The 14048-nt window shown below is 67.5% G+C and carries 14 protein-coding genes; 4 read left to right on the top strand and 10 right to left on the bottom strand.

Going from position 1 to position 14048, the window contains the following annotated elements:
• Nucleotides 1-668: 668 nt before the first annotated feature.
• Nucleotides 669-1022, top strand: coding sequence for a MerR family transcriptional regulator (locus tag ABFX50_RS42660; protein WP_346154986.1), 354 nt, complete (start codon nt 669-671; stop codon nt 1020-1022).
• A 128-nt stretch (nt 1023-1150) separates the two neighbouring features.
• Here the strand turns inward: ABFX50_RS42660 and ABFX50_RS42655 are convergent, their stop codons facing one another.
• From ABFX50_RS42655 to ABFX50_RS42625, 7 genes are all read right to left on the bottom strand, one after another.
• Complete coding sequence (locus tag ABFX50_RS42655) at nt 1151-2584, bottom strand: DEAD/DEAH box helicase (protein ID WP_346154985.1); 1434 nt, start codon at nt 2582-2584, stop codon at nt 1151-1153.
• A gap of 354 nt (nt 2585-2938) precedes the next feature.
• Nucleotides 2939-3142, bottom strand: coding sequence for a cold-shock protein (locus ABFX50_RS42650; RefSeq protein WP_183660712.1), 204 nt, complete (start codon nt 3140-3142; stop codon nt 2939-2941).
• A 496-nt stretch (nt 3143-3638) separates the two neighbouring features.
• On the bottom strand, nt 3639-4463 hold the full coding sequence (locus ABFX50_RS42645; RefSeq protein ID WP_346154984.1) for an MBL fold metallo-hydrolase: 825 nt from the start codon (nt 4461-4463) through the stop codon (nt 3639-3641).
• Between the two features lie 347 nt (nt 4464-4810).
• Complete coding sequence (locus ABFX50_RS42640; RefSeq protein ID WP_346154983.1) at nt 4811-5221, bottom strand: SDR family oxidoreductase; 411 nt, start codon at nt 5219-5221, stop codon at nt 4811-4813.
• A gap of 158 nt (nt 5222-5379) precedes the next feature.
• Entirely contained in the window at nt 5380-6402 is a 1023-nt protein-coding gene (locus ABFX50_RS42635; protein WP_346154982.1) for a zinc-dependent alcohol dehydrogenase family protein, read from the bottom strand.
• A 55-nt stretch (nt 6403-6457) separates the two neighbouring features.
• Nucleotides 6458-6859 (bottom strand): (R)-mandelonitrile lyase, encoded by a 402-nt coding sequence (locus ABFX50_RS42630; protein ID WP_346154981.1) that lies wholly within the window; start codon nt 6857-6859, stop codon nt 6458-6460.
• Nucleotides 6860-7165: 306 nt separating this feature from the next.
• Nucleotides 7166-8320, bottom strand: a complete 1155-nt coding sequence (locus ABFX50_RS42625; RefSeq protein WP_346154980.1) for an alpha/beta hydrolase — start codon at nt 8318-8320, stop codon at nt 7166-7168.
• 266 nt (nt 8321-8586) lie between these two features.
• Here ABFX50_RS42625 and ABFX50_RS42620 point away from each other — a divergent pair, with 266 nt between their 5' ends.
• Nucleotides 8587-9513, top strand: a complete 927-nt coding sequence (locus ABFX50_RS42620; RefSeq protein ID WP_346154979.1) for a helix-turn-helix transcriptional regulator — start codon at nt 8587-8589, stop codon at nt 9511-9513.
• Nucleotides 9514-9738: 225 nt separating this feature from the next.
• On the opposite strand, the gene ABFX50_RS42615 is transcribed toward ABFX50_RS42620, so the two are convergent.
• The 3 genes from ABFX50_RS42615 to ABFX50_RS42605 form a co-directional block, all read right to left on the bottom strand.
• On the bottom strand, nt 9739-9939 hold the full coding sequence (locus tag ABFX50_RS42615) for a hypothetical protein (RefSeq protein WP_346154978.1): 201 nt from the start codon (nt 9937-9939) through the stop codon (nt 9739-9741).
• Between the two features lie 138 nt (nt 9940-10077).
• Nucleotides 10078-10512: a hypothetical protein gene (locus ABFX50_RS42610; RefSeq protein ID WP_346154977.1), complete on the bottom strand. Its 435-nt coding sequence runs from the start codon at nt 10510-10512 to the stop codon at nt 10078-10080.
• Between the two features lie 96 nt (nt 10513-10608).
• Nucleotides 10609-11523 carry an AfsR/SARP family transcriptional regulator gene (locus ABFX50_RS42605; RefSeq protein WP_346154976.1) on the bottom strand — a complete coding sequence of 305 codons (915 nt, stop codon included), beginning with the start codon at nt 11521-11523 and terminating at the stop codon, nt 10609-10611.
• 670 nt (nt 11524-12193) lie between these two features.
• Here ABFX50_RS42605 and ABFX50_RS42600 point away from each other — a divergent pair.
• On the top strand, nt 12194-13162 hold the full coding sequence (locus ABFX50_RS42600; RefSeq protein ID WP_346154975.1) for an ankyrin repeat domain-containing protein: 969 nt from the start codon (nt 12194-12196) through the stop codon (nt 13160-13162).
• Between the two features lie 346 nt (nt 13163-13508).
• Complete coding sequence (locus tag ABFX50_RS42595) at nt 13509-14039, top strand: hypothetical protein (protein ID WP_346154974.1); 531 nt, start codon at nt 13509-13511, stop codon at nt 14037-14039.
• The last annotated feature ends 9 nt before the right edge of the window (nt 14040-14048 follow it).

Below are 14048 nucleotides of genomic sequence, written 5' to 3'. Positions count from 1 at the left end.
GCCCTGTCGCCAGACGCCAGCCGCCGTCCGCGTGGACCTGCCCGCGTCCCGCTGGCCTGCACCGATACCTCCGTCACCACGTAAGAGAAAATCTGTAGCGACTGGAGTAGACATTCGTTGCCGTGGGGGCTAATGTTTCTGACATCGCAAGGAACGAAACGCCGGGCAGCGCAGAAAAGATGTAGCAGGACGCCGAACTGCCCGGACATGGTGGATGAAGTCGAAGTTTGTGAGGGCAGAAGGTCGGACGTGACGGGCCAGGGCAGTTGCAAGGGCCCCGACCGTGGACGCGCTGCCGAAGATGTTGAAGTTGGTTGATGGCAGGGGGCAGAAGGTCGGACGTGAAGGGCCAGCGCAGTAGTCAGGGCCCCGACCGTGGACGCGCTGCCGAAGAAGAAGTTGGACAGTGGTCCGGAAGATAGAGATGAAGGGAGTGTTGAACACCATCAGGATCGCCCGTTGCCGGCTGAGTCTCGCCGCTCGGGTACCGCAGTTCCACAGATGGGAAGGTGGTCTACGGTCACGCATTCGCGATCCCCGCATCGCCGCGCTGTACGGCTGATGCGGAAACGGTAAGTCCGGCCGATGGCCGGTAGATGGTGTTGAAACTCTTCGGGGCCCCGGCGCGAGACGCGCCGGGGCCCTCTGTCGCATCACGAAAGGCTTGTATGGATCAAACGCACCCAACCGCCGGCACCGCCACACTCGAGCACCGCGGAGCCTGCGACAGGTTCGACGATGAGAACTATCCCGCCTACAGCATGGGCGCGGCCACGGAGATGCTCCAGGTCACCCCAGCGTTTCTGCGCGCCCTGGGCGCCGCCAGGCTGATCGAGCCGCAACGCTCCCGCGGCGGACACCGCCGCTACTCCCGCTACCAGCTGCGCCTGGCCGCCAGGGCCCGGGAACTGGTCGACCAGGGCACATCTCTGGAAGCCGCCTGCCGCATCATCATCTTGGAAGACCAACTAGCCGAGGCGCAGCGCATCAACAGCTCCCGCAGTCATCTGGCCGACGCCTAGCGCCACCACCTTCGCCGATCACGCGCTCTGATCTGTCACAAGAACAGATCAGAGCGAACGGCGCAACGGCCTGCGGCGGCCAAGCCCTGCCCTCCGGACCGAGCTTTCCACTTGCTGATCGACCACTGTTACCAGGATCGTCGGCCGTTCCGTCCCGCCCGGCGATTGACAACCGGTGTGGTGATGGTCACGGGAATCCCCGAGGGAGCCTGGGCACCCGTGATACGGCGGAGTTCAGCCTCGCCCGAGCGGACCTGGCTGGTCTGCGGGACGATACCGGCGTCGGCCATCAGGCGGGTCATGTCACGGCGCTGGTTGGGCAGCACCAGGGTGACGACGCTGCCGGACTCGCCTGCGCGGGCGGTGCGGCCGCCGCGGTGCAGGTAGTCCTTGTGGTCGCTCGGCGGGTCGACGTTGACGACGAGGTCGAGATTGTCGACGTGGATGCCGCGGGCCGCGACGTTGGTCGCCACCAGTACCGTGACGTGGCCGGTCTTGAACTGGGCGAGGGTGCGCGTGCGCTGGGGCTGGGACTTGCCCCCGTGTAGCGCGGCGGCGCGTACTCCGCTGTTCAGCAGGTGTTCGGTGAGCCGATCCACGGCGTGCTTGGTGTCCAGGAACATGATCACCCGGCCGTCGCGAGCAGCGATCTCCACAGTGGTGGCCTGCTTGTCGGCACCTTGGATGTGCAGCACGTGGTGCTCCATCGTGGTGACCGCGCCCGCCGAGGGGTCGACCGAATGGACCACCGGGTCGGTCAGATAGCGGCGGACCAGCAGGTCGACGTTGCGGTCCAGAGTGGCGGAGAACAGCATCCGCTGGCCCCCCGGCCGCACCTGGTCGAGCAGGTGGGTGATCTGGGGCATGAAGCCCATGTCGGCCATCTGGTCGGCCTCGTCCAACACGGTGATGCCGACCTGGTCCAGGCGGCAGTCGCCGCGCTCGATCAGATCCCTGAGCCGTCCCGGAGTCGCGACGACGACCTCGGCACCGCTGCGCAGCGCATTGGCCTGCTGGCCGATCGACATGCCGCCGACGACGGTGGCCAGCCGCAGCTTCAGTGATCGGGCGTACGGGGTGAGAGCGTCGGTGACCTGCTGGGCCAGCTCACGCGTGGGGACGAGAATCAGGGCGAGCGGCTGTCGCGATTCGGCACGCTGTCCGGAGGTGCGGACGAGCAGGGCCAGACCGAAGGCGAGCGTCTTGCCTGATCCGGTGCGCCCCCGCCCCAGGACGTCCCGGCCGGCCAGGGAGTTCGGCAGCGTGGCCGCCTGGATCGGGAACGGTTCATTCATTCCCAGGCTGGTGAGCATCTTCAGCAGCGCGGGCGGCATGTTCAGTTCGGCGAATGTCGCGGCTGCGGGCAGGGCCGGGGTGACGCTGACCGGCAGCGCGAACTCCCCCTGAAGCGCGGCAGGGCGCCGCCCGTAGCCCCCGGAACGGCTGGGGGCGCCTGAACGGCCTGAAGCCGGCGAGCCGAATCGGCCACCCCTGCCGGAACTGGCAGAGCCGCCCGTACGGGTGGGAGAGTTGCGGCCGGGCGTGCGAGTTGCATGGTTCATGCAGAATCTTCCTCGATGCGGCACGTGTCAGGAATTCTCGGCGCGATGAGCGGCACAAAGAACAGTGAGTACGAGCCGAAGAAAAGACGAGTCGAGCCGGGGCGGAAAACAGCCTGGGTCTCGTGCGTCGAAATGGTCGGCATTCGCCGAGAAGAACGGCGGCTGCGATGCCGGGCCAGAGGACTGGAGCGGACTTATGCCCGAACCGGAGCCATTAGTGGCGTAGCCGGTGTGCGGCGGAAGAACAGACGTCTTCGCGGTTCGTGAGGCCGTCGCAGCACATGGGTACCCCAAAAGCAACGCGCTGGGGCCCGCCCCCTACAGGGCGGGCCCCAGCTGCGTGGTGCGTCAGTGTCAGGCGGGAACGATGTTCTCCGCCTGCGGGCCCTTCTGGCCCTGCGTGACGTCGAAGGTCACCTTCTGGCCCTCCTGAAGCTCGCGGTAGCCCTGGGCGGCGATGTTCGAGTAGTGGGCGAAGACGTCAGCGCCGCCACCGTCCTGCTCGATGAAGCCGAAACCCTTTTCCGCGTTGAACCACTTCACTGTGCCAGTAGCCATCTTGCATCTCCTTCGGGGCAGTGCCCGTAAGGCTCGCACTGTGCGAGCCTCGCGTCGCCGCGATGATTACCCCGTCCGGAAAAGCACCGGCAATACAAAAGTGCCACCACCGGCACAGGACGCCGGCGAGGGCACTTGAAGTCTTTGGGAACCACAACTGCAACTGAGATAGACAGTATCACAGTGCGCGTTTCCGAGGAAAGCAAGGGTTCACATTTCGTCGGTTACGTCATAAAACCTAACCGTGCGTCGCCCTAATTTCTGCATCTGTGGCAATAGATATTCGCTTCCGGGAGCCTCGTCGTCTGAAGCGGCAGGTCTCAGGCTTGCCGCAAGCTCGTGAACTTGATCACCAGGGAGAGAAGCCCCTGGTAGCTGCGTTGTCGACCAAGAGCAACAGCATCCCCGGGAGCTTCGCGTGCTGCGCTGTCCACCTCAACCGCCTACAGGTCGCCCGCCTCACCGGCACGTGGTCCTGCCGCTGACTGTGTGACTCTCATCGTTTGACGGGCTGCACCGGCAGCGGGCAACTCTCACCTGGAGCAAGGCGGTGAACCCTGCCCGACAGACCCGCCCGTTCCATGTGGCGCAGGAAGTCGTCCAGCGGGGAGGAGAAGACGGTGTAGTCCTCGTGGTGCACGGGCACGACGGTACGAGGGTTGACGAGGTGGGCCCATCTGGCTCCCTGCTCGCCGTCCATGGTGACGAGGAGAGCTCCCAGGAGTTTGGTGCCGCCCAGGTGGACGATGGCCACGTCGATGTCCGGGAAGCGGACGGGGATGCCCGACAGGCGGCTATGGTCCATCAGTGTGTCCCCGCTGATGTGCAGGCGGAGGTCCGGCTTCCCATGCGGGTCGGAGAACTCCAGCATGCTGCCCATGACAGGAGGCAGGAGCAGGTTGGCGAGGCCGGGCGCGTGCTTGGCGGGCAGCGCGGTGATCGTGACAGTCCCGTCACCGTTGCTCAGCTGGTGCTGGCCCCATACGTCGAGGCCGGTGGCGCGGCTGAAGCCCTGACGTCTCAAGCGACGGGCGGCGTGGGGAGTGGTGATGATCGGCGTGCGCTTGTCCAGGGCCCCGCGCGCCACCCTGTCCCAGTGATCTCCATGCATGTGGGACAGCACGACCGCGTCCAGCGGCGGCAGTTGGCCGATGTCCAGTGCGGGCTCGGTGAGCCGCCTGGACGTAAGCCCGTAGCCGAGATAGGCGCGCTGGCCGCGGTGCAGGAAGTTGGGATCGGTCAGCAGGGTGAAGCCGTTGTAGCGGATCAGCGTCGTCGCGTTGCCGATGAAACGCACTCCCGCGGTCTCATGACCGGACATCAGGTCTCCAGGGTCGAGGAATGGAGCGCAGCAACGAGAACCGTGACTACTCCCCCACAGCTCCGCTGCCCGGAGGAGCAGCGCTGGAACGTGCCCTGAGGTAAGGGAGACACCCAGATCAGACGTGGTGGACCAGCCAAGCGCCGCGTCAGCGACGCCTTGCCCATGGCCTGGCGGATGGCGCAGCCACCCCCGATGACGACAACGTTGCTCGGTGTGCGGTGTCCAGGCGTGGGACATGGGCGTACGCGGGCGCCTTTTCCGTACCGGCGTCTCGTCCGCCCACCCCTCGGTCGGCAGCGGGGTCGGCGGGCGCGTCTCCTTCCGGCAGCGCGGACTACGGCTGCTCAGACGGTTTGGCCGCCGTCGACGACCAGGGCGTGGCCGATGGTGAAGGCGGCCGGTGGCGAGCACAACCACAGCACCGCCGAGGCGATCTCCTCCGGTGTGCCCATGCGCCCGACGGGCTCCTGGTCGATCACGCCCTGGCGGCCTTCGGGGGTGCCACCGGTGAAGCGCCCCACGCGGTCCCACTCGTCCTCGGGGATGTCGGTGAGGGGTTTGACCGGCTGTTCGACGCCGGCGTTGTTGAAGGCGACGTCGAGCCGACCGAACTCGCCGACCAGGGCGTCCAGGGCCGCCCGCACGTCGTGGTCGCTGGTGACGTCGCAGGTGACCGCCAGCGCGTTCCCGCCCTCCTCGTGGATCATCTGGGCGGTCTTGTCGTTCTGACCCGCCGCGACGTCGGCGACCACCACGCGCGCGCCTTAGCGGGCGAACGCCAGCGCGGTGGCGCGGCCGATCCCGCCGGCCGCACCGGTCACCAGCGGGGTCCGGCCCTCGAAGCGGCGGTGAACAGGCTGCGTCATTGATGCCTCCCTGAGGCTCGTGTCGTGTCTTGGGGTCGCCGCCGCTTTCAGGGGGTGAGGAGGACCTTGATGGCGCGGCGCTCGTCCATCGCCCGGTATCCCTCGGCCGCCTGCGCCAGCGGGAGAGTCAGGTCGAAGACCTTGCCCGGGTCGATCTCGCGGTTGGCGATCAGCTCGATCAGCTCCGGCAGGTACTCGCGCACCGGCGCTGGGCCGCCGTGCAGGTGGACGAGAGAGAAGAACAGTTCGTCGCCCGGCAGCGAGACATCGTGGGAGACGCCGACGAACCCCATGTGCCCACCGGGGCGGGTGGAGCGGACGGCCTGCGTCATCGACTCCTGGGTGCCGACCGCCTCCACGACGCTGTGTGCGCCGAGCCCGCCGGTCAGCTCCTTGATTCTGGCCACGCCCTCGTCCCCGCGCTCGGTGACGATGTCGGTCGCGCCGAACTGGCGGGCGAGCTCCTGGCGCGGCGCGTGCCGGCTCATCGCGATGATCCGCTCAGCGCCGAGCTGCTTGGCGGCCAGCACCGCGCACAACCCCACCGCGCCGTCACCGACGACGGCGACCGTCTTGCCCGGCCCGGCCTGGGCGGCGACGGCGCCGAACCAACCGGTGCCCAGCACGTCGGAGGCGGCCAGCAGGCTCGGGATCAGATCCGCATCCGGCATGCCGGGCGTGGCGACCAGCGTGCCGTCGGCCAGCGGGATCCGCGCCCATTCGGCCTGGGTGCCGATCGTGCCCATCAGCACCCGGTGGACGCACGCGCTCTGGTAACCCGACCGGCAGATCTCGCAGGTGTTGTCCGAGGCCCAGAACGAGCCGACCACGAACTGGCCCGGCTTGATCGTGGTGACCTCGCTGCCGACCTCCTCCACGACCCCGACGTACTCATGCCCCATCGGGACCGGCCCTTCGAGCTTCTCCACGCCGCGGTAGGGCCACAGGTCCGACCCGCACACGCAGGCCGCCGTCACGCGGATGATCGCGTCCGTGGGCTCGATGATCATCGGGTCCGGCCGCTTCTCGACACGGACGTCGCCCGGGGTGTGCAGAACTACTCCACGCATGTGAATCTCCTTCAGAAAGGTGGGATGGGGGGCCGACGACGCACAGCGGTGGTTCTCATCGGCGGGTGGTGGAACGTGCGGCCCCGTACTCGGCGTCGCTGACGTGCTCCAGCCAAGTGGTGTCGTCGCCCTCCCACAGCGCGAGGTGGACCATGAAATGGTCGGGGGTGGCACCGTGCCAGTGCTCCTCGCCCGGCGGGGTGTACACGATGTCACCCGGGTGCGCTTCGATCAGCTGCCCGCCGCGCGCCTGGATCAGCGCGACGCCCTCCACGATGGAGAGGGTCTGGCCGAGCCCGTGGGAGTGCCACGCCGTACGGGCGCCTGGCGAGAAGCGGACCATGTTCGCCCGCGCCCGCGACGGCTCCTCCCCTCGGTAGATCACATCCCACCAGACGTCCCCGGTGAACATCTCGGCCGGGGCCTTGCTGGTCGGCGGCTGGGTGATCAGCTGCATCGCAGGGTTCCTCTTCGACGGTCGTCTTCAGCTGCGTGGCCGCAGCTCCTCTTCAGTCGCCCTGTTTCCGGCGACAAGTGGAGTCATCTCCGCCTTCGGCAGAAGATGGCCTCCGTCACGGCGTTCCTTTGCCTGGTCGGCCTCCCCTACCGGTACACCCGCTGCTCGACGCCATGACCGAAGCGCCCCGGCCATCCTCCGCGACGGCCGCGGGGGGCTCCTTGCCGCCAACCGCCCGAGGCGCACCATGTACTGGCCCGTCTTCCAGCCCCCGGCCGCTGCGCGCTCTCCCCCGGCCACACCTGATCACTTCAGGTTGTTCCGGAAGAACGTGGTCAACTTGTCGAAGGGGATGAGGTTGACGCGATCATAGAGATCCACGTGACCGGCGCCGGGAACAATCACCAGTTCCTTGGCTTTACCGGCGAGCCGGTAGGCCTCTTCGCTGAACTCCCTGGAATGCGCCTTCTCGCCCGTGATGAAGAGCATCGGGCGGGGAGAGATCGTCTCGATGTCGGCGAACGGGTAGAAGTTCATGAACTTGACGTTGCTGGTGAGCGTGGGATGCGTCGTGGTGTTCGGGCTGTATCCCCTGGCGGTGCGGTAGAAGTCATAGAATTCACGCTCGACCGGAGTCGAGTTGTCATTGAGCTGTTCAGGCGTTCCGCTGGTGTATTCGGTTTGACCACCCGCGAACTCCACATCGCGCTGCTGCGCTGCCTGCTTGAGGATGTCCTTCCGCTGCTCGAGGGTGACGGATTTCCTGAGCCCGTCGCGGTTGGCGGCGCCCATGTCGTACATGCTGACCGTCGCGACGGCCTTGATGCGCGGATCGATCTTGGCCGCACTGATGACGAAGCTCCCGCTGCCGCACACGCCGATCGCACCGATCCGCTCCTTGTCGACGAAGGCTCGGGTGCGCAGGAAATCCACCGCGGCGCTGAAGTCCTCGGCATAGATGTCCGGCGAGACAGCGTTGCGAGGCTGGCCGTCACTCTTGCCCCAGAACGACAGATCAAGGGACATGGTGACGAACCCCTGCTCGGCCATCTTCGTGGCATACAGGTTCGCGCTCTGCTCCTTGACCGCACCCATGGGATGCCCGACCACCATCGCCGGATTCTTCGCGCGGCGATTCAGGTTCTTGGGGACGAACAGGTTCCCCGCGACGTTCATCCGGTACTGGTTCTTGAAGGAGACCTTCTGCACCGTTACCTTGTCGCTGGTGTAGAAGTTGTCCGCGCCGTTGGACGTGTCCCCAGGCGGCAGGTTCGGCGTTGTATGGGCCATCGACGCAGACGGCGTGGAGGCCTGGGCGGCCGAAGTCCAGCCTGTTGCGAAAAGCAGACCGAGTACGGCGGCGCCGGCGCCCGCCCGCCTGATCAACCCACGGCGCGCGAAATTCCGCCTCGCGGATGCCGTTGTCGTCGCCTGTCCTGCGGTATCAGACTTCGTGTTCATCGTTGATGCTCCCTGTGGTCTGTCAGCCGACAGCTTTCGACGGCACGGGAATTCAGCGGTTCCCTGATCGAATGCGATTGGTCCTCAGAGGGTGAGGGTGAGTAGCTTCTTGATCGGGCGGCTGGTGACAGCTTTCGTCAACGACAGGCCGTCACGCCGTGTGGCAACACCCAGAAAACCGACTCCGTCGCGCGGGCGGGAGGTCGCGTTTATCGGGGGGACAACCTCTACCCCTTTCCGCCCCCGGCCGCTCCTACAGTGGAAAGGTGGACAACCGAGATGAGATCCGCGAGTTCCTCGCCAGCCGACGCGCCAGGATCACCCCGCAGCAGGCTGGGCTGGCTCCCGGCGGTCGCCGCCGGGTGCCCGGCCTGCGCCGCGAGGAAGTCGCCGTGCTGGCCGGCGTGAGCACCGACTGGTACACCCGTCTCGAGAAAGGTCACATCAGCGGCGTCTCCGAGGACGTTCTGAACGCCGTGGCGCGGGCCCTCCAACTCGACGACGCCGAACGCGCCCACCTGTTCGACCTGGCTCGCGCCGCGGGCACCCGCGCCCGCACCCGCCGCCACGCCCACAAGGTCCGTCCCGGGCTGCAGCGGATGCTCGATGCCATGACCGACGCCCCGGCCATCATCCGCAACGGCCGCATGGACCTCCTGGCCGCCAACCGCCTTGGCCGCGCCATGTACTGGCCGGTCTTCCAGACGCGACTCGCCGCCCCCGGCCGGAATTCGCACCCGGGCGCCACTCCCAGTCAGCCGGCCAACATCGCGCGCTTCCAGTTCCTCGACCCGGCCGGGCCCGACTTCTTCCCCAACTGGGACACCGCCGCCGACACCACCGTCGCCCTGTTGCGCACCGAAGCCGGCCGCGACCCCTACAACACCGACCTCACCCAGTTGATCGGCGAGCTGTCCACCCGCAGCGCCGACTTCCGCGGCCGCTGGGCGCAGCACAACGTCCGCCTCCACCACGCCGGCACCAAGACCTTCCACCACCCCGCCGTGGGCGACCTCACCCTCGACTACGAGTCCATGGATCTGCACGCCGACCCCGGCCTGAACCTGACCGTCTACACCGCCGCCCCCGACACCCCCTCCCACGACGCCCTTCGCCTGCTCGCGAGCTGGGCCGCGACCCTCGACCAGACCGGACAGCCCCAGGACACAGGCGCGCATCTCCCGCGCGGCTGAGACGCCAAGCGCTGGTTCACAGGCCACCCATGGAACAGCGTTCGCGCAAGCCGATGAGCTCTCGGCATCGTCGGCAGGAAGCGGGACAACGCCTGACATTCACCGATCGGGGCCGCGGCGGCTGCCATCCGCGCCGGTGCCGGGTTCGGCCGTTTCGGAAGCAGCGAGCCGAAGCACTGGTTACCCGTTGAAGCGGTGGTCGTTAAGGTTGCTCTGGCTGGGGCGTCATCCAGTGATCAGGGTCGGCGGGTCGCGGATCCCCGCGAGGCGGCCGAAGCCCTCGGCGTAGGCGGCCAGGAGCAAGCACCCGAAGGAGTCGGCGGCCTTCGCCGAGTTCGTCGCCTCCGAGCAGGCCCAGAAGATCCTCAGCGACAGCGGCGGCGGCTCCCTCTCGCTCCGCGACGGCACGCAGGAGGGCTGGTTCAAGGCCTTCCCCAGCTGCGGTGACGGCTCGACCGCCGAGCGGCAGCGGGGCGCCCTTGAGACGCACCACGCTGCCGCCGTACGCGCTCACGGCAGTGGCCCCCGCACCCCGTCAGGCGACAGGGACCCGAGCAGGACGGCTCAGCCGAAGGGCGTGCATCCTGCGGGGTACGCATTACCCGAGGTGACGATCTTTCCGCACGCCCGCCACGGGGACCCGTGGATCCCGACCGTCCCGGAGTTCATGGATGTGCTGCCTGACGGCACCTTCCTGAAGCCGGTCACGACGCCGGTCGCGTTCGTCACCCACACCTCGTCGCCTGCCTTCGCATGGATGATCTGGGCATGCCAGCCGTTGTCGCACCTCCAGAGGCGGACCGCCGTCGGGCGGGCGGCGGTGCCGCCGGACAGGCGGGTGGACCCCGCCGTCACGGCGCAGCCCTGCGCCGAGAGTTCACCGGACGCTGCCAGGTCCCGTGCGGTCTGGGCGGAGGCGGGGGGTGCGGCCAGCGCCACGGCGGCCGCCGACATCGCCACGATCGCCGCTCTCCTGACGGCTGTGGTCCCGATTCGCATGATTCCTCCTGATGGAAGAGGTGAATTCGCCGACCTCAGGAGTCAAGCCGGTGGCTGCGTCAGGACTGTGTCACACCGGTTTCACCGCGCCTGATGTCACTCATGGGCCCAGATCAGGGCCAGGAAGGAGTGGTGGCCGCCGTCCCTGCCCACGATCACGCGAACTCCGGCGAAACGCTCTCGATCCGCCTGAGTGAGGTCGGCAGCGCGCCCGGTGAACACGGCCACGCGTGCGTGGGGCTGCCGCACTCCCGTCGGCGAGCGGAGGTTGGGTGGCGGCTCCTCGCGGAGCAAGGAGGCGTGGACGCGCCGCAGGTCGGCCGAGGGAGCGGTGCCCAGTTCCTCGGCCAGCAGCCGCCTGAGCCGTTCGTAGCAGGCCAGGGCCTCGGCCTGCCGCCCCGAACGACCGAGCGCGACGAGCAGGCGTTCCCACAGCGGTTCGCGCAGCGGGTGGCGCGCGGACAGCTCCATCAGCTCCGCGACCAGCTCACCGTGACGCCCTTCGGCCATGTCGAGATCGATCCGCCGCTCCACCGCGCCCAGCCGCGCCTCCTGTAGGTAGGCCGAGGCTGACGCGCACAGCCAGTCGGAGTCGACGCCTTCGAACGGCGAGCCACGCCACAGCGCCAGCGCCTCCTCCACCAGGGCGCGCTCCGCGAGCGTTCCTGGCGCGCGGCCCGCCTCGGCCAGCAACCGCCGAAAGCGCAGCACGTCGATCCGGTCGGGATCGACGTCCAGCAGGTAGCCGTCGGACAGCGTGCGAATCACGTCCCGGCCGAGCGCGCGACGCAACCTGGTGACGTAGGTCTGGACGCCGCGCCGCGCGTTGACGGGCAGATCCTCTCCCCACAGCGCCAGGGCGAGGCGTTCCACAGGTACCGTGTCGCCCGCCGAGATCGCCAGCGTGGCCAGCAGTGTTCTCAGGCGACCGGCGGTGAGCCGGATCTGGACATCGTCCCGCCGTACCTCCAGCGGCCCCAGCAGGGCGACGGCGACTCCTCTACCGCTCATGCGCTCACTGTCCTCCGCTCCGGCCGCCCGCGCGTCCGCCTGGCGGCGGCAGGACGAGTACGCCGTGTGGCATACATGTGCCGTGTCGGGCTGACGCGGGCGGACCGGATGGACGAGTCCGGAGGCTGGTCACGATGAGTGGTCGATCGGCCGACGGGCCTTGTCGTCGTGCCGATCGCCGTTGCTGGTGCAAGGATCCCGGGCGGAACGCGCAGGGGGCGAGCGATCTGACCAGCCATCGGACCGGACTTTCGTGCCGTTTCCACCGGAAGCCTCCCATGGGCGGGGTCACATGACTGCCGGACTTGACTATCGGCACATGCGTTCCGGTTCGGAACGAGGGCGGAGGCACGTGTCCGGAAACTTGGCGTCATCGTCTGGTACGGCCAAAGCCTGCTACGGCCACGATCAGGGGCGACACAGCTCCGGATCAAGCCCACACTGCCTCAAACGCGCCGAACCAATCTCACGGCCGTCGCTTGACACCACAACATGCTCGGATGTCCGGGGACACGTTCGGGAGCGGAGGGTCAGAAACGGCACCCCCCACTCGACTGACGAGAGAGGCCGACCGAGCCAGAAAACCGGGGCGATCGACCAACTCGAACACTTGTCCAGATCTTGAGGCGTCTGCGATCCTGTAGGCCCGCGACGAGGTGAGAGGGCAACGATGCATTTCGCTGAAGATCCACGCTGGTCAGGTATGGGGTGGGACTCCTGGCGAAATCTCGCTGTGGTCCGCTCCAAGCTTGAGGCGGGCGCCGATCCGCATTCCGGTCTAAATAGCGGAGAACCGCCCTTGCGCGTTGCTGTCAAGCGAGGGTCTGCGGACGTCGTAGCCGAACTCGCTGCTCGGGTCGACGATGTCGATGCCCTTCACAAAGGCTCCACCGCGCTCTGGGATGCGATCTTCTATGACCGTATCGGCAACGCCCGTGCTCTTGTCGCTGCTGGGGCGAATCCGTGGCGCCCCATGATGAATGGCTGGTCACCTGGACGGCTGGCATTGGCCAGTCCCACGCCTGACCTGTTTCCGCTCCCGCCAGGAGAAGCCGGACTCTCCGACGTTGAGACCGAGTTCGTGGTCGCAGTGCGCGACTTGATCGCCGCGATTGGAGACCTCCCCGGCGACGGGCACAGCATCGTTTGCGTCGCGGGAATCACCGCCGACGAGGCGGTTCGGCGCCTGGAGGCGACCCCAGCGGACGAGGAGGACGTCGAGGCGGCCGAGGAGGACCCTTGGGACGACGACGAACTGAGCCTCCGGATCATAGGGGTGACCGACGTTCCTGGCGGCTGCATCGTCAGTCAGCCATGGGGGTATGCGGCTTCGATGCCGGGCGTTCAGAAGCTCTTGTCCGTGGACACAGTCTGCTACGGGATGTATGCCAACCCGAAGAGCGGCAATCAGGGAAGCGCGGCGCAAGATGGCGTCATCACCGAGTGGGACACTCATCCTGGCTATGGCTCAGCAGGGCCCGACGCGTCATCGGAGGAGATCCTCGCTTCCTATCTCTACCACATGCATGCGGAGGTGGAGCTCTGCAGCCGGGCAGGGCTTCAACTGCCGGACTCTCGGGCCATCACCGGCAATCCCGACCTGTGGGTGACGCTGCCCGAGCGGGACTTCTGGAGCTGATCCATTTCGGCTGAATCATCTCTCGAACCTTCGCCTCCGGCGGGGGCACTCCGGCTCCGGGATGATCGCCGCGCCGTACGCCGGGGCCGTAGGCAGCTCAGGTGGAGGCCCGATCATCCCGCCCACCATCGACCCGGGACAAGCCGAGCAGACCAGGGCCCGCCTCCCCTGCTGGCGGGTCGACGGCAGACAGGATGATCAGGACGCGGAGGTGTGCGCGGCGCCCAGGAAAAGCCGGGTCACTGGCTGATGGTCGTGCGATGCCTCGGCCAGCTTCGCGGCCCTGCCTGTCCTGGCAGACATCGCCACCGGTCGTAGGCCGGGCGATCCCCGGCGGGCGATTTCCTTGGCCGGCCGTATCGTTGCCGGGGAGGAGCAGCTTCATCCACTGGGATATTGCCGTGAGCACTACCCGGCCGCGATCGAAGACCTGCACCGGATGAGCCAGCACTACATGACGGCGGAACCGTTCGAAGGCCGCGAACGTGACTATCTCTATCCGCTGGAGGGCCTTCTCGCCTTCGAGGGGGTACCGGTGTGGAGCCACTGCCTGCTCCCCGATCTCCACGACGCGATCTGCCCGTCCTGCTCAGAGTGCCTGGAGATCGACCTCTACCACGCCCCTCCTGGCACTCGCCGTCGCGATCCACATGAACGCCTGCGGAAGCTCACCTTCAAAGGGCCGACGCTGACCGGTGTCCGGCCGGCGGCGCCCGCCGACCTCCAGTCGCTGGCCTCCCGGCTGTATCACCTGGCCGTCAACGCCGGGCAGTCCGCGGCCGCTGAACATCTGACCTATCTGTTCGGGCGTACGACGTGCCCGAGTTGCGCCGCCGAATTCTCTGTGCCGGAGCAGATTGAAGCCTGCCATTCATAGCAGCCGCCT

This window comes from Nonomuraea recticatena (assembly GCF_039533245.1).
GTDB classification, from domain to species: domain Bacteria; phylum Actinomycetota; class Actinomycetes; order Streptosporangiales; family Streptosporangiaceae; genus Nonomuraea; species Nonomuraea roseola.
Note: the sequence above shows the minus strand (reverse complement) of the source record. Positions and strands in the feature narration are given on the sequence as shown.

Coding starts and splice junctions, on each gene's coding strand:
- ABFX50_RS42660 (WP_346154986.1), top strand. CDS start 669: ATGGATCAAACGCACCCAACCGCCGGCACCGCCACACTCGAGCACCGC.
- ABFX50_RS42655 (WP_346154985.1), bottom strand. CDS start 2,584: ATGAACCATGCAACTCGCACGCCCGGCCGCAACTCTCCCACCCGTACG.
- ABFX50_RS42650 (WP_183660712.1), bottom strand. CDS start 3,142: ATGGCTACTGGCACAGTGAAGTGGTTCAACGCGGAAAAGGGTTTCGGC.
- ABFX50_RS42645 (WP_346154984.1), bottom strand. CDS start 4,463: ATGTCCGGTCATGAGACCGCGGGAGTGCGTTTCATCGGCAACGCGACG.
- ABFX50_RS42635 (WP_346154982.1), bottom strand. CDS start 6,402: ATGCGTGGAGTAGTTCTGCACACCCCGGGCGACGTCCGTGTCGAGAAG.
- ABFX50_RS42630 (WP_346154981.1), bottom strand. CDS start 6,859: ATGCAGCTGATCACCCAGCCGCCGACCAGCAAGGCCCCGGCCGAGATG.
- ABFX50_RS42625 (WP_346154980.1), bottom strand. CDS start 8,320: ATGAACACGAAGTCTGATACCGCAGGACAGGCGACGACAACGGCATCC.
- ABFX50_RS42610 (WP_346154977.1), bottom strand. CDS start 10,512: ATGCGAATCGGGACCACAGCCGTCAGGAGAGCGGCGATCGTGGCGATG.
- ABFX50_RS42605 (WP_346154976.1), bottom strand. CDS start 11,523: ATGAGCGGTAGAGGAGTCGCCGTCGCCCTGCTGGGGCCGCTGGAGGTA.
- ABFX50_RS42600 (WP_346154975.1), top strand. CDS start 12,194: ATGCATTTCGCTGAAGATCCACGCTGGTCAGGTATGGGGTGGGACTCC.